The organism is Faecalicatena orotica (assembly GCF_905197545.1).
GTDB classification, from domain to species: Bacteria; Bacillota; Clostridia; order Lachnospirales; family Lachnospiraceae; genus Faecalicatena_A; species Faecalicatena_A orotica.
In genome coordinates this window covers 155884-181146 of record NZ_CAJJZH010000004.1, presented here as the reverse complement: position 1 = coordinate 181146, position 25263 = coordinate 155884, and the positions used below count along the sequence as shown (strand labels likewise).

The following is a 25263-nucleotide window of genomic DNA, read 5'->3' as shown; positions in this document are numbered from 1 at the left end:
ACTTTAGAATTTTACATCCTTTTTTCAGTGACTTCTCTTCGTTCCCTGCGCAGTGCTATCAGAAGTATGATCCCGGACACAGCCCCAAAGAACAGAAATGACTGTATCAGAGGTGTAAAGTTGTAGTTCCCCTCTGTCCAGAAGCCTGCGAAATCACTGGTGATATAACTCATCGGGAAAAGCGCAGCCACCTTTTGTGCTGCTTCAGGCAGGTCCTCTACCTGAACCCCCATCATCCCGCACAGTACCATCACCCCAAAGTAAACCGCCATCATAATCGCATACGTGGGGCCGAACTTCTTCAGGATCGTGGCAACTCCGTGGGCCAGCGCAAAAAAGATCCCGCTTAACAGCAGCAGGCTGATGATCAGGCACAGAGCTGCGCCCGGCCTTGGTATCTCCATTTCAAGGGTACTGTAAGCTACAATCGTATACAGCACAAGTCCGATGCTCATCACTGCAAACTGTGCGATAATCTTTGCCAGGAGCGTCGTATTCGGTGAAAATCCAAACAACTGCATCCGCAGCGGTATCTCCTTCTCCAGTTCCTGCGAATAATTCGAGGAATATCCAAGCAATACGACTGCCATCGGAATGATCAGGCTCATAGTGATAAATACTGCCGTATTCGCCTGTGGGATCATACTCTCCGGGACATCTGCCTGTACCGCTTTTGTGATAATAAAAAGCATCAGAATGGGGAAAAAGATTCCGAACATATATACAAAAGGATTCCCCAGCACATTCCGTATCTCATACATAATCAGCCTTCTGCCGCATCTTTTTTTAGTCATGGTCCACCCCTCCGTTTCCGCACCCCTGATAATACGCTTTCTTCGCATTGATTGACATAATCTCAATATCACTGCTGCTTCGTTTGAAGTTAACATTATTCCGTATAAGCAGTTTTGCAATATCTTCCTCCTCTGTCTTTCCCCTGCATGCAAGTGCAATCAGATGGGAAGGTGCTTCCAATTTCCTGTATGGTTCTGTCAGGCGCCCATGCTCTTCCCCTGCATCCAGAGTAATGATGGAATTACCACAGTATTTACGGAACAGAGTTTCTTTTTCCCCATAATCAATCACTTTCCCCTGATCCAGAATCAGCAGCTTATTTGCCAGAAGCTCCAGTTCCTCATAATAATGAGATACGATACAGAGTGTATTACTCTTTCCCTCATACCACTTCAGCAGCCTTTCCATCAGCCGCTGTCTCGTTTCGAAATCCAGACCCGAAGTCACCTCATCATAAAAAGTAAGCGGTGCATCCTGCATCATGACCATAATAATCGTAAGCCGCTGCTTCTGTCCTCCGGATAGGGATTTATAATGTTTCTTTAGACACTCTTCAAATTCAAAATATGTGATCAGTTCCTGAAGACGGCTGTTTTTACTGATACTTGTATCAAGCAGTGTTTCCAGAACATGCCGCACAGACATGGTGGATACATAATCGTTAAACTGCAGATGGGCTGCCATCTGTTCCGGCTTCAGCTCCGTCTGAATCCTCCCTTTGTAAGATGTCAGGCCAAGCATGGTCTTTACAAATGTAGATTTCCCCGCCCCATTGGAACCGATAATGCCTATTCGCTCACCTTTGTTAATCTCAAGCGGACGGTCAATTTCAAGGGCCAGCTGTCTGCCATAATATACCTGCAGGTTTTTAATTGTCACCAGCATTTCTTTTCTCCTCTCCTTTTGATAACTTTAGTTTACCGCTTTCATATGAAGTCTGTATGAAGATGCTGTGCGTCTTCTTTGAATGTGAAATTCAATTTTGCCCTTACCCCGCCGGATACATTTTCCACGGTCAGTTTACAGCCGAGTACTTCACTGTAATATGCACTGACATACAGTCCAAGCCCCTTTCCCCTTTCTTTCCCGCTGCCGCTCACAAAAGGTTCATAAAGGTGCGGCAACAGGGTCTCATCTATGTGTGCCCCCTGATTCACAATACTCACCGAACCTGCCTCTGACTCCACAAGTATCTGCCCATTTTCCGGTGTATTTGCTACTGCATTGGAAAACAGATTATCCAGTATTTTCTTTAGAAGCTCCCTGTCGCTTGGCACAGTCCGGGTTGTCCCACCCTTCTCAAAACGAAGCTTCTTCATCTCTGCCTGAATACGGTAAGCCCCCATCACTTCCATTAGAAGAACATCTACATCCACGGATTCTATATGAAGGTTTTCCGTACAATGGTTCAGATATAAAATATCCTCCACGATTTTCCTCATCGACTGCAGTTGTTCCTTCACCTGAGGGAGATAAGTCTTCGTATCTTTATATTTACCCACCTCCTGTATCATACCGTCCACAAGCAGGAGTGCCGCAGTGACCGGTGTTTTTAGCTGGTGCGAAGATGCCCTTAAAAAGACTTCCTGACGCTTATTTTCTTTTTTCAGCCGTTCATTCTTTTCTTCCAGCTCATCGTAATTCTCTTTCAGTTTTGCATATAGCTCGTTCAGGGTCCGGCCAAGCTCCCCAATCTCATCACGCGCCGTAATTTTGAACGGTTCCACCTCCAGACTCCCGGCGTTCTTAACTTCTTCTGCATAATGGGCAAGGCTGACCACCGGATTAACAATCTTTCTGGAAAAGAACTGGGAACAAAGCATGACAATCAAAAACAAAACCGCTGCTATCATCGGAATACTCCCCATAACAATCGGCTTAATTTCTTTCATCTGCGGAGTCATCACCGGCAGAAAGGAAAAAATGAGCGAACTTCCGCTCCTGCCTATTGCAATATAAGTCGTATACTGATTATCTTCATCCGAAGCTCCCCCTTCAAAAACAACAATATCTTTATCCATAATATGCATTTTAACAGAGTCGTCCGCTTTGAACACTTCTGTGTCCTTATCAATCTGTACTTCCACATCAACCGGTGCAGTTTCATTCAGCAAGGCACTCTTCTGGAACCCTTTTTTCAAAAGTTCCCAGTCGATCGCCTCGAAGTCCTCTTTTTCTACATCTTTCATATTCCCGAAACAGTTACGGACCTGCCCCAGAAGTTTTTTGAGCTGCTCGTCCTGCACAGTCACCGTAAATTTAAAGGCCTTTCCGGCCAAGTATATTTCGTCCCCCTCAAGTGGGATCTCCAGCGTAGCCGCCCCCGTCGGGTTTTGAACCTTAAGCCCCTTATAGCTGTGATTCTTCATGTATCCCTTCTCGACTTCTACCACAGACTTCAGGTTCTGCTTCTTCATATAATCCACATACAGGGACGGCAGCATCGTTACGAAATAAATGACAATCAGGCTGACAAGAAGCGCCGAAATCCCAATGCTGTATAGAAATGTCTTTTTTGACAGCTTCATATGCTACACCTCCTGTTTAAATTGGTACCCGACCCCAATTACGGTCTTGATAAAGTTCTGGGGCAGTTTTTTCCTCAGGTTCTTCACATGTGCATCGATAATCCTGTCGTTCCCGATGTAATCTTCATTAAAAATATGCAGGATCAGTTGCTCCCTTGTAAAAACTCTGCGCGGCTCATCATATAGGGTCTCCAGCAAAAGAAACTCACTCAGCGTCAATTCCAATGGTTCCCCATTGTAACAGGCCTGATATGCACCTTTATCGATGAATAACCCCTCCCGCACCGTCCGGGCAGAAGGCTTCACCCGTCTGAAAATTGTTTCCATGCGCTTCAACAGGATAATCGGCGATACCGGCTTGATCACATAGTCATCCGCATACGCATTGAACGCCCGTACCTGTGTCTGTTCATCCCCGAGAGCTGTCAGCATAATCACAGCCATATCAGGATATTTGTCCCTTATGAAATCCAGAACTTCCAGACCGCTGATTTTCGGAACCATAATATCCAGAACTGCCATATCAAATATATCTTCCGTAAGAGCCTTCACTGCTTCCGCCCCGTCCGCCGCTGAATACACATCATATCCCTGCATCTTCATATATTCAGCCAGAACATCCTGAATGACCGGCTCATCCTCTAAAAATAAAATCCTCTTCCCCATATGGTACTCCTCCTGTTGTTTCATTTATTATAACAGAACCATATGAATTTCAAATGAATTTTTAACGGTACTGCCTTTCATGAAAAAATCTCCGGTCACAGCCATTACTGACTGTACATCCGGAGATTCCTCTTGTTTATAACCTTCTCTTTCTTCCTCATGCCGCTTAGAAACGAAAGCTTCTTTTATCTTCATACATCTTCCTGTCAGCCAGAACAAAGGCATGTTCCAGCGATTCCTTCTCCTCTGTCAAAATAATCTCATAACCGACCGCTGCCGTTATTTTTAAACCAGCCGCATTCTTTTCTTCTTCCAGATACCGGCGGAATCCGGATATGCGGTTCTTGAGCTCCTCTTCCTCTTCATCTGGAAGAATAATAAAAAATTCATCGCCGCCCATTCTGAATATATATTTTTCATATCCCTTAAATGCCACCCTTAACGCGTCCGCCACAAAAATAAGAATCTGATCTCCCATGTGGTGTCCCATTGTGTCATTCACCTGTTTAAAACAATTAATATCAACCACGACAAACCCGATCTGGCGGAACTGACTTCGGTTCCGTTCCAGTTCGTTAACCTTTTCCATATATGAGGCCCTGTTATGCAGCCCAGTAAGCCCGTCATTGTACGCCAGCTGATATACTTCCTTCTCACGCTCGAGCCGCTTTTTCTGATCACTGATTTTCTGAGTCTTAAATATAGAATGAATAAAAACAACATAGCAGGATATAACAACAACTGCAAAAACTAACCACACCGGGAAATACTCGACCCTCTCAACCATCGGTTTTGGATACCCGGCAAAGAAAATCATGGCAAAATAGATCAACGCCGTGGAGCATGCCATCAGCCCCCATCCCGCATCAGCCTCCGCCAGAAGCTTTTTATACTTATCCGCATATTTAAATGCAAACCGGAGGATGACTGCAAATAATACCGGCATGATGATAACCGCATAAACTTCACCATACTTCAGAGTAATGCCAAACAGCCTGCCAATGAATGCAACAATCAGGGAGATCGTATCTATAAAACAAAATGTCAGCACAAACCGGCTGTCCCTGTATTTTGCATAATACAAAAACAACAGGAAACTAGGCACTGTCATGCAGACCGTTGACGAAACCGCTGCCGGTAATTTCAGGATATATACAGCCCCGTAATATGCCGCCACAATCAGTACACAGCCTATATATTTAAACATCACCGTCACACGGGTGTTCTCCCTTGACGGACACATAATTGTATAGAGAAGAAGGTCACAAACGATCACAATCATATCGTTCATAACTACAAGTAAATCAAACATTTACACAGGCTCCTTTAAACTTCAGTAATAAAAACATTATACGTAACTGTTCAGGACTATGAACAGTTACGCCGCAAGCCCATAAAAATCGCCTTTGGCGATGGGGCTTGCTTCTGGCTGTTCCACGTTTTCGTACGGACTGTGCAGTAAATGCACAGTCCTGTACTGAACAGTTACCATTATACAATAAAAATCGACATTCGCATATACTTCTTTTTTCCATTCCCGTTTTCATACAAAATAAGCCGGAAATAAATTTCCCGGCTTATTTATCCATATCTCTTCAGGCATCCTGTCTTAAGCAATACTTGTTGTTTTCTCAAACTGCGAGTTATAAAGGTCCGCATAGAACCCGTTCTTCGCAATCAGTTCGTCATGGTTACCCATTTCTACGATATCTCCGTCTTTCATAACAAGGATCATATCTGCATCCCTGATTGTAGAAAGTCTGTGTGCGATAACAAAACTTGTTCTGCCTCTCATGAGGGTATCCATTGCTTTCTGGATCTGGATCTCTGTCCTCGTATCAACAGAACTGGTGGCCTCGTCAAGGATCAGGATCTTTGGATCAGCCAGAATCGCCCTCGCGATTGTAAGCAGCTGCTTCTGTCCCTGAGATACATTGCTCGCCTCTTCATTCAGTTCCATATCATAACCGCCCGGCAGTGTCTGGACAAAACGATGGACACGTGCCGCTTTCGCTGCCTCTATAACTTCTTCATCTGTCGCATCCAGTTTTCCGTAGCGGATATTATCTTTAATACTTCCGTGGAACAGCCATGTGTCCTGAAGCACCATACCAAACATCTGCCTCAGCTCGCTTCTGTTGAAATCCTTGACATCATGACCATCTATCAGGATTGCACCGGAATTCACGTCATAGAACCGCATAAGCAGCTTGATCATTGTTGTCTTTCCGGCTCCTGTCGGCCCGACAATTGCAATCTTCTGCCCCTCTTTTACTTTTGCAGAGAAATCATTGATTATGATCTTCTCCGGGTTATATCCGAAGTGTACGTGGTCAAATTCCACATTTCCTTTCAGCCCTTCAACAGATACTGCATTCTCAACAGTCTGGTCCTCTTCGTCTTCATCAAGGAACTCAAATACACGCTCGGAAGCCGCTGCGGTTGACTGAAGCATATTTGCCACCTGTGCAACCTGCTGGATCGGCTGTGTAAAGTTACGCACATACTGGATAAAGGACTGGATATCACCGACTTCGATCGCATCCTTGATTACGAGGTATCCGCCCAGGATTGCAACTACGACATACCCCAGATTTCCGACAAACTGCATGATCGGCATCATCATACCAGATATAAACTGGGATTTCCATGCGGAATCGTACAGCTTATTATTCGTCTCATCAAATTCGGTTATAACATCTTCTTCCTTATTAAATGCTTTGATAATGTTATGTCCGCCGTAAACCTCTTCCACCTGTCCGTTTACATTTCCCAGATATTCCTGCTGTCCGCGGAAATATTTCTGCGAACGTTTCATAATGATGGATATCAGTCCTATGGATATCGGCAGGATCAACAGGGCCACAACTGTCATCAGCGGGCTGATGGACAGCATCATGATGAAGACCCCTATGATTGTTGTAACAGATGTGATCATCTGTGTAGCACTCTGGTTCAGGCTCTGCCCCAGCGTATCGATATCATTTGTCACACGTGAAAGGACTTCCCCGTGTGTCTTTGTATCAAAGTAATTCATCGGCATACGGTTGATCTTCAATGAGATTTCTCTTCTCAGGCGGTAAGTCATCTTCTGAGATATGCCTGTCATAATGTAGCCCTGTACAAATGAGAATAATGCACTTATTACATAAAGACTCAGCGTGAATAAAAGGATTCTTCCGATCTTTTCGAAATCCATCCCGCCTTCGCCGGAAACCTTGCTAACGAGTCCGTTGAATATTTCTGTTGTTGCTTTTCCTAAAATCTTCGGCCCTACAATATTAAAAATTGTACCTCCGACTGCAAATATAAGGACGAAAAACAGCTGGAACTTATAAACCTTCATGTATCCGAGTAACTTTTTCATCGTGCCTTTCAGATCCTTCGGCTTTTCTCCCGGTACCATTCCCCTGCCGGGACCATGTCCGCCCATGCCTCTTCTCGTGTTTTTACTCATGGCTGCTCTCCTCCTTTCCTTCCAGACCTTCTTTTAATTCTGCCTCTGACAGCTGAGATGCCGCGATCTGCTGATAAACCTCACATTTCTTAAGCAGTTCTCTGTGGGTACCGATACCGGCAACTTCTCCGTCATCCAGAACGATAATCTGTTCCGCATGTAAGATCGTACTGATACGCTGTGCGACAATGAGTACGGTACTGTTTGCTGTCTTTTCCTTCAATGCCCTTCTGAGAGAAACATCTGTCTTGTAATCCAGAGCCGAAAAACTGTCATCAAAGATGAAGAGATTCGGATGCTTTGCAATTGCTCTTGCTATAGAAAGTCTCTGCTTCTGTCCGCCAGATACGTTGGAACCGCCCTGGGCAATCGTGCTGTTATACTTCTTCGGTTTTGCGTCGATAAACTCTGTTGCCTGGGCGATTTCTGCCGCCTCTTCCATCTCCGCGTCTGAACCATCCGGATTGCCAAACATGATATTCGATGCGATATCTCCCGAGAAAAGAACTCCCTTTTGAGGAACATACCCCAGTTTCTCACGCAGTTCGTGCTGTGAAATATTGCGGATATCTATGCCGTCAAGCGTAATCTCACCTTCCGTTACATCATAGAATCTCGGGATCAAATTGACCAGTGTGGACTTACCGCTGCCGGTACTTCCTATTATGGCTGTCGTCTCACCCGGACGAGCCTCGAATGTAATGTTACGAAGTACATCCTCGCTTGCTCCCGGATAGCGGAAGGATACATGATCAAATTTCAGGACTCCGTCAAGGTCATCCGGAAGTTTTTCAGGTTCCTTCGGATCATGGATCATTGTCTTACTTGTCAGAACTTCATCCACACGCTCTGCTGATACGGCTGCCCTCGGGAGCATAATCGAAATCATGCACAGCATCAGGAAACTAAAGATGATCTGCATTGTATACTGGATAAATGCCATCATATCTCCTACCTGCATCTGCCCGTCACTGATTCCATGTGCACCTGTCCAGACGATCAACACGGAGATTCCATTCATAATCACCATCATAACAGGCATCATGAATGTCATGGCACGGTTAACAAACAGGTTCGTCTTTGTCAGGTCAATATTTGCTTTATCAAACCGTTCTTCTTCATGCTTCTCCGTACTGAAAGCACGGATAACAGACAGACCGGTCAGGATTTCTCTTGTTACGAGATTCAGTTTATCAACCAGCTTCTGTAATATCTTGAATTTCGGCATAGCAACTGTAAAGAGTACGAGTATAACCAGACCAATCAGGAGGACTGCCAGACCGATAATCCATGACATAGATACATTCGTCTGGAATACCTTGTAGATACCTCCGACTGCCATGATCGGTGCATACAAGACCATTCGAAGCAGCATGACAACAAGCATCTGAATCTGCTGGATGTCATTGGTACTTCTTGTGATCAGAGACGCTGTTGAAAAATGGTCAAACTCATTATTGGAGAATCCTACCACTTTTCTGAATACCCTGCCCCTCAAGTCGCGCCCTGCTGTCGCGCCGACGCGGGAAGCCATAAATCCTACAAGCACACTCGCTATCATCCCCAGCAGCGCCAGTGCCAGCATCTTACCACCGGTCCCCAATATATAGGAGGACTGAAGATGGGCCGTATCAATATTCAGGTTCCCATATACTTCCTTTATATAAAGCGTAGCAGCCTGTTCTACCATTGTTTCGGGCATGTCGTCCATCTGCTCACTCATCTTGTCAACGATCTGGGCACGCTGCTCATCCGGAACGAGCTCAAACAGTTCAAAAATATCCGCTTTGTCTATCTTTTTCAACTGTTCGTCAATCTTTTCCTGCGCTTCCTTCTGCATCTGTTCTGCCGCCTGTTGCTGCTGTTCCATCATCTGGTCAGCTAACTCAGGGTTTGCAGCGAGTGCAGCCTTCTGCTCATCCGTCATCTGGTTCTGGGCATCCGCCATCTGCTGCTTTGCCTCTTCCATCTTCTGGTCAGCCTGTTCCTGAATGGCAGATTTCATATTCTCCTTCATGGAATTTTCCATCTTCTTCGTGGTATCACTGCCTGAATCTATCCCGGACACAAAAAGCATCGGCTTTCCGAGAATATCTGACAGCTTTTCCATCAGCTTCTCGTCTTCTGCTGTCTTGTCTTTCAGTACATAAACAGCTCCGTCGTAATCATATCCTGTATCCTTATCTTTCAGTTCATAGGCATCCTTTACCGTCTCTGCATCATCACTGCTTACAAACAGCAACAGCTTATCCATATCCTTCTGTGCAATCGCGTCCGGTATTGATTCGTCAATACCGCCCTGCTGGATTCCGACATTTACTATATCGGATGTATATGCAGGAAGCGAAAGATCACAATATGCCTGCACAACGAGAACTGCCAGAATCGCAATCATTGCTTTCCAGTACATTCCCATATACTTGAATAATTTCTTCATAATCCCTATCCTTTCTTCATTCTTGTCTTATGTCATCGTGATAGTGCCTGTAGGGTGCTTCATTATTCTAAGCCCTGTTCTATGCATACCCCGTTATTTTCAAGATATTTCCATGAGGTTATCTCTCATCTGCAGTAAGAGTCTTCTCATCAGCAGCTTTTCTTCCTGACTCAGCCCGTTGAATATCTGTTCATCCATCTCTGCCGCCACGGTTTTAATATTCTTAAGACAGGCTTCCCCTTTTTCAGTCAGACTAAGCCGCATAATCCTTTGATCCTTTTCATCCGGGCTCCGCCTGATATAGTCCATCTTTTCCATCTTCTGGATTGTATTCGTAATCGACGGTGGTGTCACATTCATAAACTTCGCCATCTCCCGCTGTGAAAGGCCGCCCGACTTATTCAGCATAAAAAGTATCCCCGCCTGACCCGGCTTTAAATCAAACTTATCGAATAACTGAGTCGCTTTCTTCATACTCAAATGCATAATCTGGCCCATAATTCCCACAGTAGGCATATGCTCCATGTCACAATTCATCCTCAGCGCTCCTTTCTTTAAGCATTTTCAAAACACCGCTAACCATAAATTAGTTAGACGTCTAACGGTTATATTAGTAGTATTATATAAAAAAGTCAATATAAAGTGATAGATTTCACAGTTTTTTAATAATTTCTTCCAAAAAATAATTAGACAGTTAACATATTATATTCATAACACAAGTCTTGTCTGCCGCAAAATAGATTGACGGGTTTTTATAATATCTGGTAATCTGTTTATATAATAATGATAACGGATTAGAAAGTATCTCCTGAAGAAATATATTATAAAATATAGAAAGTGAGAATTACATGATTACGAACGCAGATATCTGGTCTTTATTAGATCAGTTTTATTCAGATGGCTTTACCGATGAAACATTAAGCAAGGCTGCCGGTGTACCGGCAGAACTGCTTGAGAAATGCCGCAAAAAGGAAACTCTAACCAGAGAAGAATATCAGGAACTTACATATGTCCTTGCTTTTTTGAGTGAATTATATATGGAGGATACCACAAATATAAATTATTTAAAAGATCTGGCAGCAATGCTGACATGGTATTTTATGGTTTCAAATAAGGCAATTGCAAACTATCTTCATTTAACAGAAGCTGAATTTGAAACATTTCTTGCTGATCCCAGGAACTATCCGAATGGTTATGATTTATCAATGAATTTGATGCTCTTATATGTAACATTGGTAAGAGATAAGAGGCTTTGAAGCAAGATCCCCGGCAAATGAATCACCGGGGATTTTTTAATTCTCCTAAGCAGGAGCATTCTTTTTTTCTTTTCTTATCAAGAATATTGCCGCGATGCACACTGGGAAGATGATTGCTGCAAATAAGCCGCCCTTCAGTCCCCATTTCGAGGTATGGTCAGCTACCACACCAACAAGCCCCGGGCCGGACATGCAGCCGGCATCCCCTGCAAGGGCAAGAAAAGCAAACATGGCGGTTCCACCCTGTGCGCATTCTCTGGCAGCTATACTGAAAGTACCGGGCCACATGATCCCGACAGAGAGCCCGCAGAGGGCACAGCCAAGAAGACTGACAATCGGTATCGGTGCAAAAACCGCCAGCAGATAGCTTGCGACGCAGAGCACACTGCTCATAAATATAAACTTCTCCAGTTTAATCCGTTCTCCGCATTTCCCGTAAAAGACACGGGACACTCCCATCAGAAGCGCAAAGGAGCAGGGTCCGAGCAGGTCTCCCACTGTTTTAGAAACATGCAGGCTGCTCTCGGCAAAATAGGATGCCCACTGGGACATTGCCTGCTCGGAAGCCCCGGCACACAGCATCAGAACAAAGAACAGCCAGAATATCCGCATGGACAAAAGCTTTTTAATTGGAATACGGTTCTCTTCCTCGACCAGTACGCTGATCGGAACCCTCATAAAAACAAATGCATTCAAAAATGGCAGAACCGCCCAGATCATCGGGAGATATCTCCAGTTTTCCATTCCTATGAGCTTGAATCCCAATGTAGACAGAATTACGACTCCCACATGCCCGAAGCAGTAAAAGGAATGCAGAAGGCTCATTGCCTTCTCTTTTGCCCCCGTCGGCGCAGCCTCAACAATCGGGCTTACCAGTACCTCCAGCAGCCCACCGCCAATTCCGTTTAGGGTAATCGCCGCCATTAATCCCGCATAAGGGGTGGGAAACAAAAATGGGAAGATCCCCATCCCGATCAGTCCTGCTGCTGCCATAAAGTGCGCAAATACCATGCAGACACGGTAGCCAATCCTGTCCACATATTTTGCGGCAAGCAGATCTACGATCAACTGGATTCCGAAATTCATTGTGATAAGGAATCCAATCCTCTCAACAGAAATCGAAAACTGCTGCTGAAAAGTAAGGAACAGAAGCGGTCCTAAATTGTTAACTATTGCCTGAGTAATATATCCTACATAGCAGGAATAAATAGTATATTTGTATGATTTCGTCATGTAGTATCTTGACGGTCAGAAATTGATTTTTCCCCTGACCGCCGCCCTTTCTCTATGTTTTCCTTTTAATCCGCAATCACTTTTTTCTTCCATCGTCCCGCGCGGTAACAAATAAATGTAATACATGCCCCGAGTACCCATGATATCAGGAGAGAGATAAAGATACACGCACTATCTCCATTTGGATGTGCAGCTGATCTTGTAAAATATGCCAGACCGTAGGCAAGAGGCACGCGGATGACAACCGTCGTCACCATTGAAATCCACATTGGAGTAACCGTATCTCCGGCACCTCTCATAACACCGGACAGGCACTGCGTCACTTCCATCGCTATATAACCGGCTGCCAGTATCTTCATCATAGAAAAGCTTAATTCCACGAGTTCCGGCGTCTCTGTAAAGATCGCCATCAGGTATCGTCCGAATAATAGAATCAGGAGCGTAATCACGGCCGATGTCATCACCGCTATCCCGGTTCCCTGCCTTGCTCCTCTGACCACTCTGTCCATCTTTCTGGCGCCTACATTTTGTCCGGAATATGTCGTCATCGCAGTCCCAAACGAGAATGCCGGCATCATCGCGAATCCATCCACACGCATGACAATGACATTGGCCGCTATAAACAATTCCCCAAAGCTGTTAGTCAGTGACTGCACAACAATCATGGACAAAGAAAAGATTGCCTGAGTCACACCAGATGGCAGTCCCAGACGGACCAGGTCCCAGGAATACTTCTTCTCCGGAATCAGATATTCTTTTTTCATATCAAAAACCTCTTTCATCCGGCATAATTTCATAAATGATAAAACCGCAGAGATCATCTGGGCAATTACTGTAGCCAGTGCAACTCCGGCCACCCCAAGTCCGAACTTCGCCACAAATATGTAGTCTAAAACAATGTTGATAACTGTCGCAACGAGGAGATACACCAGGGCGGAAACGGAATCTCCCAGACCTCTTAAAATACCACCCAGAATGTTATAAAAGGCACACCCTACAATTCCCATGAACAAGATCATCAGATAATTATTGCACCACCCGATGATACTGTCCGGCGTACGCAAAAGTCTTAGAAGCGGCATTGTAACAAACGGGGTAACCGCCATGACAAGAACCGTTGTAATAACCGTCAGCGTAATACAGCATCCAATTGTTTTTGACAGCGCTTCTCTCTGCTTCGCGCCAAAATACTGCGACACCATGATTCCGACCCCGACAGAAATCCCAACGAACAACACAAGCAGCAGGTTCAGTATAGGTCCTGCACTTCCAACTGCTGCCAGTGCATTGTCCCCTACGAACCTGCCTACAATGATGCTGTCTGCTGTATTATATAGCTGCTGGGCAATATTGCCGATCAGCATCGGAATTGTGAATGCCACAATCTTCTTACCCGGATTCCCTTCAGTCATATCTACCGGGGCGAATAGCTTCTTCATACCTGTTAACATAGAAAAATCTCTCCCTTTTTCCTTATCTTACTGTACATACTGTGATTATTTTAACGTATCCTTTTCATAATGTCTACCTTATTAAGAGAACTTTCCACTATTACACATGCAAATGCCGTGCACCCCTGTGCACGGCATCTATGTCAGGAAATACACTGCACTTAATCCTCAATCATCCCTTTATATATCAGCTCCAGATCCTTTGCTGCCCGTTCCATTCCCATTCTGCTTACATTCAGGACCAGATCGTGGGAGCCGACAGATCCCCAGTCCTTTCCGGTATATGTCTCATAGTAATAGCGTCGTTCTCTGTCCATCTTTTTTACCTTGTCAGCGGCCTTCTTCTCTGTCAGGTCAAAAAGTTCCATTGTCCTTTTAATCCTGTCTGCCTTGTCTGCACAGATAAAAACATTGAGGCATTCCGCCTTTCCATCCAGTACATAGTCGGCACATCTTCCGATAAAGATTGCAGGTCCCTTTTTCGCCAGTTCACGTATAATCCCTGCCTGTGCATAGAACATCTTATCATTGATCGGCTCGAGATAATCCACTCTCCCTACATATGGCATAATCGTTCCGGGTGCATAGGCATATGTAGATAAAAACCCGCTTAAAGCCGTTTCATCCACGGAATCTGCTGTATCCTCGCTGATGTCCAGTTTCTCCGCCGCCAGTTCCACCAGATTTTTGTCATACAGCGGGAGATTCAATCTTTCCGCAAGCATCGACCCGATTTCACGTCCGCCGCTTCCAAACTGCCGCCCGATTGTGATGATTACATTCTTTGACATATTCATTCAGCTCCTTCCTTCATGATTTACGTCCATCAGTTCTTACTACTATTATACTTATTTTGTCAGATTATAACAAGCTTTTAATTGAAATTAACTGATATTAATAAATCCCATATTTCTCTGATATACCAGACAATTCCGATACACAGCGCTGTATCCATAAAGAAGAATGTTCTGGTCCCTGATGCAAGCAGAGTCGGTGAAAATCCCATAAGCAGGCGTGTGGCAAGTCCGGCCGATAAGATGAGAACCAATAACAGAGTCTTTCTTGCAGACATAAAGCTTCCACAGACAGCCACCAGAATCATCAGTGTAAGTATCGTATACAATATAATCTGTGGATAGACCGGCTGTGGCGGTGCCTCCAGATCGCCATTTTCATAATATACACCGGCAGCCCATTTCCGAATTTGCGTGCCAAACAGAGCATCTGGAATTTTCCCTGCCCAGATGCCGGCCCGGTACAAAAATGGTATAGTTCCGCACACAGTAAATATGTTCACTCTTCGATATTTCATCCAAAGCCACACACATAGAACCACTATAAATAAAATAAATGGAATATCCCTCGCGGCATAAAAGTAATTGACTGTAGTAAACCAGCCGTTCCAGAGCTTATCAATTACGGATAGTTCCCCAAACCCGTGCCAGTAAGAAGAAATCTCCTGCTCAAGCCTCGCCGCATTCCCCTTGCAGGTCATTAGAAAAACTAAAGATAAAAGGCTGACTGCCATTTGAGAAAACAGGATCGGCTTAACCTTCCTAAGCTGAAAGAAATATACAGCAGCCAAAAAATAGAAACAAAAAACAATTGCAGCTGTCTGCTCCATATTACAGCCAAATAGTGCCGCGACGCCATATCCTGCATAGTGATACCATTTGACTTTCTGGTCCTGAAACAGCATTCTAATTGGAATTAGGGCAGCAATTGCAGCAGCCAGCGCCCAGATATAGTTAATCGCACCGGGCTGGATCCCGACTTCGACAAGGCCATCTGCCGGAAATATAAACAACAGTGCCATAAATACAGTTGTTTCAAACCGTTTCCACGCAAGCAGCGACCGCAGTGCATATACCGTTCCCAGAATAATCAGACCGTCCAAAACAGCAAACACCACATAGGGCTGTTTCAGTATAATATAAAGCGCCCCCTCCAGAATCAGCCTGCCTGACCATGTCTGTGAACGCCAGATAAGGAAATCCAGAAATCCATATTGTTCCAGATAGCTCTTAAATACGACCGTATCCGCTCTATACTCCCTGACATTATAATGAAATAGACACAGCCCTAAACATAATAATACCAGAACGATTCTCTCAATATAGACCGAATTACGTATTCCGAACCTCTGGACTCTTCTCCCTGTCTTTCTTATTACATTCATACTTATCTCTCCTCATACTTTATGCCAGACTCGCCTAAAACCAATATACATACCGATAGCCGGCAGCTTATTCATCTGCCGGCTGAAAACGGACGGTGATCGCCAGAAACTGCCCGTCCACAATGGCCGCTTCTGCTGTTCCACCTATCTTCCCACACAGTTCCTTTACAATCGCAAGGCCCAGCCCGGAAGAATGTTTCTGCCGGGCCGGGTCAGCTTTATAGAATCGGTCGAAGATTCTGTCAGGGTCAATTACTGAAGCATTCTGCACCGGGTTCGAAAACGTAAATGCCGTCCCCTTCTGAACAATACTCAGTCCGCCCAAACCATGTATCAATGCGTTATTGATCAGATTACGGAAGATGCGGCCAAGAATTTCCTCTGCTGCGAAGACACAGATTTCTTCATTCTCAAACCGGATATCCGGTTCTATTTGTTTCTCCTCGAACACATGAAACAGGCCAATCATACAGTCACTCAGAATCGGGAACACCGCAGTCCTGCGGCAGTCGGGTGAAAACTCACCGCTGGTAAGCTTCGTATATAAAAACAATTCCTCCAGCATATCCTTTAGTTCCGCAATCCGTCTTTCAATAATCCGCTCATAGCGAAGCTGCTTCTCAGATTCCGTACAGTCCTGCAGCATCTGCAGGTAACCCGACGCACTGGTAAGCGGGGTTCGGATATCATGCGCAATATTGGATATAGACTGTTTCAGTTCTGTCTGGGACCGCAGATATTTCTGTTTTTCGCCGCTGACATCCGCAAAGATATGGTTCAGTTTCGTATAAAGCCGCAAAAATGCCCGGTTCCTTGTGTTCGAGGTCAGCTCTATATGGCTGCCCGCTTCCAGCTGGTCAAGCTGTTTATACAGATGCTTAACCTCCCTGATATAGAGGATAATCAGGGCAGACAGTACTGCAGTCACAATAAGCAGTACTGCAATCAGAAATTTCATCCGCATCTAACCTCCTTAAATATCTTTTTTCGCCAGCACAATCTCGCTGATAACAGTATACAGTACAAAAAAAGCAGCTCCGGTAATAAATGGCCTCAAACCATATTCTCCCTGAAACGCACTTGGCAGAGAAGCAAGAGTCAAATATAAACTGTAGTCAAAAATCCACCCTAGTCCAAACAGTCCGAACACACTGCTGAGTATCATAACGACGAGTCCGCTGTTTAAACAGATGGCCCCGGCTACCCCCGCCGCCTTACTGCGGGTAATCATGCAGATTAGCATTATGAGTGCTGAGAAAGCATTTACGATAACCCAGGCTGAGAACAGATAATACAGAATGTCTTCTAACCCTGAATATTCAAAAAAGCCTCCGCTGATAATATTTAACAGCAGCGTAACCAGAAAAGTACCTGTAAGGTACAGGAAATTAACAATGAAGAAAGTACCTGCTTTACCCAGAACATAATCCCACTTATTCTCATGGGCAGCCATAATGTTCTTAATAAACCCGCTCTCGAAATCCATGCATATAAAGAGTGCACCAAAAACCCCTGTCGTAACGGAAAGAAAGCCGCCGCTCACTGTTCCCTGCCGGAATATCTCCAGAATCGTTGTATTTGCCAGAGATGACTCAATGTCGGAGGCATCTGCTGAAAGCTCTGCCCCGAACTGGAGGATCAGGTCTCTGGTCGATGGATTTGTGATGATAAACAGGATGCCAAAGGTCACGATATTGATAAATACGAGTATCCCAAAACATATATAAAAACTTTTGCTGCGGAAGACACGGTATAGGTCCGTGCGAAGAAGATTAAGCATACTGCACACCCCCTTCCATCAGTTCCAGAAAATACTGTTCCAAATCCATCCTGTGCAGGCTGCACGAATGAACAAGAATCCCGTTCTGTACAAGCATTGCCGTAAGCAGGCCCGATTCCGTGAAATCAAAAACCTGAAGCTGGTTTCTGCCAGATACTTCATAATGAATCTTGGGATAATGTTCTGACAAAAGCGCCGCGGTTCTATCCGCATTGTCCACTTGAAGCTCCAGATAATCTTTACACTTCTCTTCTAATTTTTCTCTGGAAATCTGCTGGATCAGCTCCCCCTCCTTGATAATCCCGTAACAGGTTGCAAGTTTACTGAGTTCCCCCAGGATATGCGAACTAATCAGGATCGTCTTCCCCGCTTCTTCATTCAGCCTGATGAGACTTTCCCTGACTTCCCTGATCCCCTCCGGGTCCAGACCATTGATCGGCTCATCAAGAATCAGAAGGTCTGGATTACCGAGAAGGGCCATCGCGATTCCCAGCCTCTGTTTCATTCCCATTGAAAACTGCCGGATCTTCTTTTTTCCTGTATGAGACAGATTCATAAGCTCCAGAATCTTATCTACACTCTTTTCATCCGTGAGCCCCAGGCACTTTGCCTTCAGGATCATGTTATCTCTGGCTGTCATATGGGGATACAGGCCCGCATCCTCTATAAGCATTCCGACTCTGCGACGTGCTGTCTGGTTCTTTACAGGCAAACCATAAAGAGAGATTTCCCCCTCCGTGGGATGGACGAGCCCGCAGCACATTTTCAGTGTGGTAGACTTGCCGGAACCATTGCGGCCGATAAAGCCGTAGATATCTCCCGCTCTTACTTCCATATTGAGATGGCTCACGGCTGCTTTCGCGCCGTATATCTTACTTAAATTTTTCGTTCTGACTGCATATTCTGTATTCATGGCAGCTCCTTTCTTTGCTTCAGAGCGCATTCCTTCTCGAAACACACTCTCATCCTTTGATGTAATTATAGTGTAGCCCCGCAAAATTCAAAAAACGCAAAGAAAAGTTTAAGAAAGTTTAAAGCCCATCCCCCATACAGTCTGGATATAAGTTTCCGTCCCAGTTGGTTTCAGTTTTGAACGGATATTACTGATGTGTACATTGATCGTCTTATCTTCTATAAAATACTCGTCACCCCATGCATATTCATAGATCACCTGTTTGGTAAATACCTTTTTCGGATGCTTGCATAATAATTCCAGTATTTTAAATTCATGTTTTGTAAAATCTATATTCTTTCCTGCAACGGTCATCTCCTGAGTATCCGGGCTGAGCGTCCATTCCTTATAATGAAGGATACTCCCTGAATCAAATGACTGCGAACTGCGAAGCTGTACCTGAATGCGCACAAGAAGTTCACGAAGATCAAAGGGTTTACAGATATAGTCATTAGCTCCCGACGAGAGCAGCTCTACTTTACTGTCCAGCTCATTTTTTGCAGAGAGCACAATGACCGGAACTTTACCTGCAAATGTATGAATCAACTCTTCCCCCGTCTGCCCCGGGAGCATCAGGTCCAGCAGAATCAGGTCATAAGTCTCCATCGAAAAGCGGAGTGCACCCTCACTGCCTGAAAACGCCTGGGTACACGTGTAATTGTTCTCCTGTAGATATTCAGCAACCATGTTATTGATATTGGGATCATCTTCTATAATTAATATTGACTGCATAGCCTTTTCCTCTTTATAATTCTAACCTAATAATCAAATCGTCATTATGGGTATGATACCACAAACAGGCTCCGGGATACAACTTATAAATCACCGGATACGCTTTCATCAGGACGCTGATTGCTCAGATTTCCAGAGTCTCCAACTGCTTTGCTTTAGCCACAGACATCTTCCCCTGCTTCAGAGCCTTTCTTTGCACAGATATCCAGTTTCCCATACTTCGCCCGTCCGGAGCCTTCAATTCTCTTCCCAGAGGCAGACGGCCATATTCTCTTTTATATTCACTTACCCACTGATACATGGCCGTCCACTTTTCCTCCCGCACATTATCAAGTTCCCAGACCATCAAAATCCTCTCTAGTGCCTGAATCTGTTCCTTGTTAAGAGGCTTGCGCCCTCCTTTCTGGCTGTACCTTTCCCGCTGGACAAAAATCCATATTCCCAGCCGTTCCCCTCCCTTAGTCCTATAACTCAGCGGAATCAGCAGATTCCCGTTTTCCAGAAAATATTCTTCTGCCATAGAATACCAGTTATTCCAGCTCCTTCTTTCATAGCAGCTCCAGATCATTTTGTACCGGTCCAAATCTCTAATCTGCTTTTCCGTCAATTTCCCGGATTTCCGCTTTTTCCTCTGTTCCCTAAGCCAATACCCGAGCCGGTACCCATCTGCTACATATTCGGTATTAACTTCCAGATTTCCATATTGCCGATAATACCCTTCTGCCAGAGAAATCCATTTGTCCCATTCAAGTCTGTCCTCCAGCTTCCAGACCATCCCGATACTTTCCAGGGCAATTTGTTCATCATGATAGATTGGGCTGGCAAGAAGCCCATTAAACCGCGCTCGCTGCCGCTCAATCCAACGTCCCAGACGATAGCCGTCCGCTGTTATATAATTGGAGGGCACAAGCAGATCCCCATGTTCTTCAAAATAATCTTTCGCACACAGATACCATTCATCCCAGGTTTGTTTCCTGTATATTCTCGACTCCATTTTATCCTCCCGCACCGGAAGACATAATGTCAATTATGTCTTCATACCAGTATGGTCAGATTACTAAAGATTGAATGCCGCCAATAAAATTGCAAAAAGAGGCGCAAAAATGAAGCCACCGCTTTTCAAGGTCCGCTTGATGGCTTCATTTTTGTGCCCATTTCAGTGAAACGAAATATTACACATATGTAAATCTTATTATTTTCTTTCATTTTCTCTGTCCAAAGTTGAGCTGACAGTCCGTCAATGCTATAATAATCAAAGATATTTACTATATAAATGACATACTGGATGACATAATTGACATTATGTCATCAGACACATTTGTACACGATCCAAACAATCCATATGCTGTTCACCTGTTTCTATCGTATACACCCGGGTCGTGTTAATGCTGCTGTGTCCCAGCAGATCAGCCAGCCTCACGATATCTTTCTCAACAGAGTAAAATGTTCTCGCAAATAAATGGCGGAGATTATGTGGAAAAACCTTATTCTCAGCCACTTTCGCTTTTAAACATAATGCTTTCATATCCCTCCAGATATTTTTCCGGCTGAGAGGTTTCCCACTTCTACTCACAAATACAGGGCCGGTTTTGTGGCCGGTTTTTTTTATGAACTTAAATAATATTTTTTGTACCATTGCCGGTATGAAGATGACCCTTGTTTTGCTTTTACACCGGACAGTGGCCTTACCGGCCCTGACAGCCTCTGCCGTGATATATTCCAGTTCACTTACCCTGATTCCCGTACCGCAGATAGTCCTGATAATATATGACATCCGTGTATCCCCGGCCGCTTTTACAAGACGCTGGTACTCCTGCCTGTTCAGTTCTTTATCTTCCGTGGCAAAGATCTGCCTCTGGACCTTCAATAATTTCACACAGAATTCCTGTTTACCGGCATAACGCAGAAAACAATTAAGTGATACCAGCATGGAATTCACACTAGAGGGAGCATATCTTTCTAACAGGTACTTTTTATATGCAATCGTCTGCTCTTTGCTGATGTCCCCATCCTGTAGGAAATGTCTAAAGCAACGGATATCCCTCAAATATTTTTCAGTGGTTGCCTTACTTTTTTCTTCTTCAGTCAAATGTTTTTCAAATGAAAGAAGATCTTCCGGACTCAATCTGTACATACTTTTCCTCCTGAGAATTATATTTGTTCATATCATTCCCATTATACGGAATCGTAAACGACTGTTTCCGAGGCATTATTTTATTTTTCTGATACGCTTAAATTAAGAATCATAACGGCTCCCAGAATACAGAGAATCCCAAGTGCAGCCCCCATCGTCAGTGGCTCTCTGTAAATGACCGCACCAAAGAGTGTGGTCATCATCGGTTCAATCGTTGCGAGGATTGCAGCTTTACTTGCAGGCGTCGTCTTTAGTCCTATCGTATATATCAAATGTGGGACAAGAGCTGTAACAACCCCCAGTGCCACAGACCAAGCCAGCAGGCCCGGACGTCCCGGAGATGTAGTAAAAATGACTACAAACTCCGAGGGTCTGGAGATAATGCACATAGCAATTGCCGCAAATAGAAAACTATAGGTAGTTACCACAAGCGGAGGATATTTCCGCAGGGCGATTGTCCCTATAATACTGTAGGAACCATAAGAAATGCCAGATATGATTCCAAGCAGGATGCCGGACGGTGTCACAAGGCCTCCTCCGCTGCCCGATACCAGTATACATCCGAGAAATGCCATGCTCAGGGCTGCCAGCTTTCTTTTAGTCACCTTTTCATGAAAAAACACGATCGACATCAGCATCACCCATATAGGGGAAGTGTACATCAGAATGGATGCCGTCGACATCGACATCATCTGGATGGCAGTAAAATTGGTACATGTAACAATTGCGAGTCCGCACACTCCCAAACTTATAAACAGGGGGATATCTTTCCAGGAAATCCGAAATCCTACAGGATACTTTATCAGCATAATCACTATATATCCCATCGCCGCCACTGTCAGCCTGAGGGTGGATATCTGGATGGCCGTAAGGCCATATCCGGTAAGCTGCCGGACAAAAACCCCCATTGTCGCCCACAAGATTCCGGCCATGATAATAAGAATACTCCCTCCGCTCTTCTTCGCTTTTCCTTTATCTCTGTCATTCATAGCCACTCATTTCTCCCCCATCAGACAGTTATACCCTCTTAAGCTTAAAACAGCAGTGTGTCTGTCCCACGATTTCTTTCTTGAAATTATAGACATTCATCTCCGTCTCAGGAATGAAACTCTCCAATTCATTATCCTGTATTTCCCCCAGCTGACGCAGTGTCTCCACGACAACCGCGTCCCTGACCGGACCGATACCGCAGTCCAGCTTAATTGCGATACCAAGCCCCTTATCTTTGATACCAAGCCCATAGTATCCATCTGCACCAGACTTGCTGAACACATTTTTGCGGGACAGGGCGTTAATCCTTGCATCTGGACGTCCTGTGCCAGAGATATAAAGGGGGTACTCCTGAATCGCCTCCACAATTCTTTCGGACGCTTTCCTGCGTTTTTCCTGTAGAACTTCCGGACGGCTCATTCGTGCAAATCCAAGTGCAAAATGGTACATTGGCATAGCATGGACCGGAACCCCGCAGCCATCAATACCAAGCCCGATCTTTTCTATGGGATAATCGCACATCTCGCTGATCGTTTTTAGAATTCTCTGCTGGTGGGGATGAGATGGCAGATAATAATCATCCAGGCTATCCCCCAGATATTTCGAGGTGACCAGCATGCCTGCGTGTTTACCAGAGCACATTTCCTGTGCCGGAATAGGCTCGGTCCCTTCACGGTGCATCTTATCCGCAAGCGGCTGATACATAGGGTAGTGCGTGCCGCACTGCAGATAGCTTTCATCCAGTCCCGCTTTTTTTAAGATCTCCCGTACTGCCTCCACATGATAATCTTCACCGCTGTGCGACGAACAGATTAAAGATAACTCCTTATTTGTAATGCCATAATAATCGGAAGCGCCACTTTCCAGAACAACCATTGCCTGAAAAAGTTTGGCAGAAGACCGGGCAAACACAATCTTTTCCGAATCTCCTGCACTGTATACGATTTTTCCATTAGAATCTACTACCAGAATGTGTCCGGTAAAACAAAGATCCTCATAGCTGCCCCGCCATCCGATGGCTAATACTTCTCCTGCATTCATAATCATTCTCCTTTGCATAAACTAACTTTGCCCAGCAGTCTTTTCTCCTTCCGGTATCTTTTTAATACCGATACCGGTGAATCCATAAATAAGTGCAAATATGATGCACAAATAGCATAAAAATGACCACGGCAGATAAGATATTACCGAAACTCCTAATGTAGATGCCATAAAGACTCCGCTTGTCGACCAGGGAACCAGTGGCATAATCACTGTGCCGGCATCCTCCAAAGACCGTGAAAGGTTTTCAGCCGCCAGCCCTCTTTTTTTATATACATCCCGGAATAATTCACCCGGAAGGATGATCGTAAGATAGGTTGAACCAACCGTAAACGCCAGTCCGGCTGTAGCAAACAGAGTTGACGCAATTAGGCCGCCTGTACTCTTAACACACTGGAGCAGTTTTCCAAGCAGGACCTCTGTACTGCCCGATGCAACTAGAATCCCTGCAAATGTCAGGGCTACCAGAAGCAGCTGAATGGTACTCATCATACTGGACAGCCCTCCCCGCACAAGCAGGGTATTGATTTCAGGTACGACGCCAACCATATCGAAACCCGGAACATGAAGTAAGTCCAGATTAAATCCATTGATCATCGCGGATAACACATCACCCAGTGACGCATGCTGGAAGATCATGCTTTCCACACTGGCAACGCCTACCGAGATGACCATGATCGGAGTAGTTGGCAGACGCAGCAGAGAACCTCCCAGCACAATGACTGCCGGCAAAAGAAGGAAAATATTAAAATTAAATAATTGATCCAGCTGTCCGAGCATAAGTTCCACATTTTCTGCATTAACTGAACCGGTAACACTTCCGCTGAGTCCCAGAACAGTATAAACGATCAGGCAGATAATGGTAGGAGGCACTATCGTCCACAGTTGATGTTTAATATGGTCGTATAAAGAGCAGCCTGATACCATAGGAGCCAGATTGGTTGTATCGGACAGCGGTGATATCTTATCCCCGAAGTATGCCCCTGAGATCACAGCACCTGCCGCCACTGGCAGTGACACACCAAGTGCGCCGGCAATTCCCATGATCGCCACGCCCATTGTCCCGACGGACCCCCACGAAGTTCCGGTAACTACCGAAATTACAGCGCATACGACAAACGCCGTAGTTAGAAGCATATGTGGGTTAATAATCTTCACACCATAATAGATCATCATCGGAATACTGCCGGACAGAATCCAGCTGCCGATAATCAGGCCGACAGATAATAAAATCATAATTGCCCCAAAGGCTGATTTAATCTTGTTGCCAACCTCCTGTTCCATATCCTCCCATGTGTGTCCGGTCCGTTTCCCGATAATAGCGGCAATCGCTGCTGCAATTATGAGAAGTGCCTCTACAGAATAGTTCTTAATTCCTTTTCCATAGACCAGTAAGACAATCAGGGCAGCGATTGGTATGAGCGCTTCCCAGAACAGGGGCAGCCGCTTTTCCTTTTGTGTTTTTGTTTTGTTCTCCATAAATTCCCTCCTGCTTTCTTTTCTCTTTCATGTTGCCTGTTTCTTCACTGCATCTCTTGTGTTTAATCATACTACAGAAGATATTTTTCTTACCAATTTCTATTTCTTATACCTGTTATCAGAAAAATGAATCTATTTTACAAAATCATTCAT

General features: G+C 44.8%; 23 protein-coding genes. 1 reads left to right on the top strand and 22 read right to left on the bottom strand.

All coding sequences use genetic code 11. The annotated features are described in order from the left end of the window. Window positions 1-11 precede the first annotated feature (11 nt). The 9 genes from ABIN22_RS10310 to ABIN22_RS10270 all read right to left on the bottom strand — a co-directional run bounded on the left by ABIN22_RS10310 (window position 12) and on the right by ABIN22_RS10270 (window position 10420). Window positions 12-794, bottom strand: coding sequence for an ABC transporter permease (locus tag ABIN22_RS10310; protein ID WP_346908414.1), 783 nt, complete (start codon window positions 792-794; stop codon window positions 12-14). After that, entirely contained in the window at window positions 787-1680 is an 894-nt protein-coding gene (locus ABIN22_RS10305) for an ATP-binding cassette domain-containing protein (RefSeq protein ID WP_118618182.1), read from the bottom strand. Before ABIN22_RS10305 ends, ABIN22_RS10310 begins: the two co-directional genes overlap by 8 nt. 41 nt (window positions 1681-1721) lie before the next feature. Next, a complete protein-coding gene (locus tag ABIN22_RS10300) occupies window positions 1722-3323 on the bottom strand; it encodes a sensor histidine kinase (RefSeq protein ID WP_346908412.1) in 1602 nt (533 codons plus the stop codon). A 3-nt stretch (window positions 3324-3326) separates the two neighbouring features. Further along, window positions 3327-3989 carry a response regulator transcription factor gene (locus tag ABIN22_RS10295; RefSeq protein WP_346908410.1) on the bottom strand — a complete coding sequence of 221 codons (663 nt, stop codon included), beginning with the start codon at window positions 3987-3989 and terminating at the stop codon, window positions 3327-3329. A gap of 27 nt (window positions 3990-4016) precedes the next feature. Next, complete coding sequence (locus tag ABIN22_RS10290; RefSeq protein ID WP_346908408.1) at window positions 4017-4184, bottom strand: hypothetical protein; 168 nt, start codon at window positions 4182-4184, stop codon at window positions 4017-4019. Then, window positions 4156-5301, bottom strand: coding sequence for a GGDEF domain-containing protein (locus ABIN22_RS10285; RefSeq protein WP_346908406.1), 1146 nt, complete (start codon window positions 5299-5301; stop codon window positions 4156-4158). Before ABIN22_RS10285 ends, ABIN22_RS10290 begins: the two co-directional genes overlap by 29 nt. A 297-nt stretch (window positions 5302-5598) precedes the next feature. Further along, complete coding sequence (locus ABIN22_RS10280; RefSeq protein ID WP_118618159.1) at window positions 5599-7446, bottom strand: ABC transporter ATP-binding protein; 1848 nt, start codon at window positions 7444-7446, stop codon at window positions 5599-5601. Continuing rightward, window positions 7439-9883 (bottom strand): ABC transporter ATP-binding protein, encoded by a 2445-nt coding sequence (locus ABIN22_RS10275; protein ID WP_109733008.1) that lies wholly within the window; start codon window positions 9881-9883, stop codon window positions 7439-7441. Before ABIN22_RS10275 ends, ABIN22_RS10280 begins: the two co-directional genes overlap by 8 nt. 99 nt (window positions 9884-9982) lie before the next feature. Then, window positions 9983-10420 (bottom strand): MarR family winged helix-turn-helix transcriptional regulator, encoded by a 438-nt coding sequence (locus ABIN22_RS10270; protein ID WP_118618157.1) that lies wholly within the window; start codon window positions 10418-10420, stop codon window positions 9983-9985. A gap of 311 nt (window positions 10421-10731) precedes the next feature. Between ABIN22_RS10270 and ABIN22_RS10265 the strand changes: the two genes are divergently transcribed. Next, on the top strand, window positions 10732-11139 hold the full coding sequence (locus ABIN22_RS10265) for an HTH domain-containing protein (protein WP_346908403.1): 408 nt from the start codon (window positions 10732-10734) through the stop codon (window positions 11137-11139). Between the two features lie 45 nt (window positions 11140-11184). Here the strand turns inward: ABIN22_RS10265 and ABIN22_RS10260 are convergent, their stop codons facing one another. From ABIN22_RS10260 to nhaC, 13 genes are all read right to left on the bottom strand, one after another. Then, window positions 11185-12372 (bottom strand): MFS transporter, encoded by a 1188-nt coding sequence (locus tag ABIN22_RS10260; protein WP_346908401.1) that lies wholly within the window; start codon window positions 12370-12372, stop codon window positions 11185-11187. Between the two features lie 65 nt (window positions 12373-12437). After that, window positions 12438-13823 carry an MATE family efflux transporter gene (locus ABIN22_RS10255; RefSeq protein WP_346908399.1) on the bottom strand — a complete coding sequence of 462 codons (1386 nt, stop codon included), beginning with the start codon at window positions 13821-13823 and terminating at the stop codon, window positions 12438-12440. A gap of 161 nt (window positions 13824-13984) precedes the next feature. Next, a complete protein-coding gene (locus tag ABIN22_RS10250; protein WP_346908397.1) occupies window positions 13985-14614 on the bottom strand; it encodes a cytidylate kinase-like family protein in 630 nt (209 codons plus the stop codon). An 83-nt stretch (window positions 14615-14697) separates the two neighbouring features. Then, window positions 14698-16002, bottom strand: coding sequence for a DUF6056 family protein (locus tag ABIN22_RS10245; RefSeq protein WP_346908395.1), 1305 nt, complete (start codon window positions 16000-16002; stop codon window positions 14698-14700). 67 nt (window positions 16003-16069) lie between these two features. Beyond that, on the bottom strand, window positions 16070-16966 hold the full coding sequence (locus tag ABIN22_RS10240; protein WP_109732998.1) for a sensor histidine kinase: 897 nt from the start codon (window positions 16964-16966) through the stop codon (window positions 16070-16072). A 9-nt stretch (window positions 16967-16975) separates the two neighbouring features. Further along, a complete protein-coding gene (locus ABIN22_RS10235; RefSeq protein ID WP_346908392.1) occupies window positions 16976-17782 on the bottom strand; it encodes an ABC transporter permease in 807 nt (268 codons plus the stop codon). Continuing rightward, entirely contained in the window at window positions 17775-18695 is a 921-nt protein-coding gene (locus tag ABIN22_RS10230; protein WP_346908390.1) for an ABC transporter ATP-binding protein, read from the bottom strand. Before ABIN22_RS10230 ends, ABIN22_RS10235 begins: the two co-directional genes overlap by 8 nt. 108 nt (window positions 18696-18803) lie before the next feature. Next, window positions 18804-19466: a response regulator transcription factor gene (locus ABIN22_RS10225; protein ID WP_109732996.1), complete on the bottom strand. Its 663-nt coding sequence runs from the start codon at window positions 19464-19466 to the stop codon at window positions 18804-18806. 124 nt (window positions 19467-19590) lie between these two features. Next, entirely contained in the window at window positions 19591-20460 is an 870-nt protein-coding gene (locus tag ABIN22_RS10220; RefSeq protein ID WP_118618147.1) for a helicase associated domain-containing protein, read from the bottom strand. Between the two features lie 306 nt (window positions 20461-20766). Next, window positions 20767-21600, bottom strand: coding sequence for a tyrosine-type recombinase/integrase (locus ABIN22_RS10215; protein ID WP_346908387.1), 834 nt, complete (start codon window positions 21598-21600; stop codon window positions 20767-20769). Between the two features lie 80 nt (window positions 21601-21680). Beyond that, a complete protein-coding gene (locus tag ABIN22_RS10210) occupies window positions 21681-22589 on the bottom strand; it encodes a DMT family transporter (protein ID WP_346908385.1) in 909 nt (302 codons plus the stop codon). 28 nt (window positions 22590-22617) lie between these two features. Further along, the gene (locus tag ABIN22_RS10205) at window positions 22618-23631 is read right to left on the bottom strand and encodes an asparaginase (protein ID WP_346908383.1); all 1014 of its coding nucleotides are present in this window, start codon (window positions 23629-23631) and stop codon (window positions 22618-22620) included. 21 nt (window positions 23632-23652) lie between these two features. After that, on the bottom strand, window positions 23653-25110 hold the full coding sequence (gene nhaC / locus ABIN22_RS10200; protein WP_118618139.1) for a Na+/H+ antiporter NhaC: 1458 nt from the start codon (window positions 25108-25110) through the stop codon (window positions 23653-23655). Window positions 25111-25263: the final 153 nt, after the last annotated feature.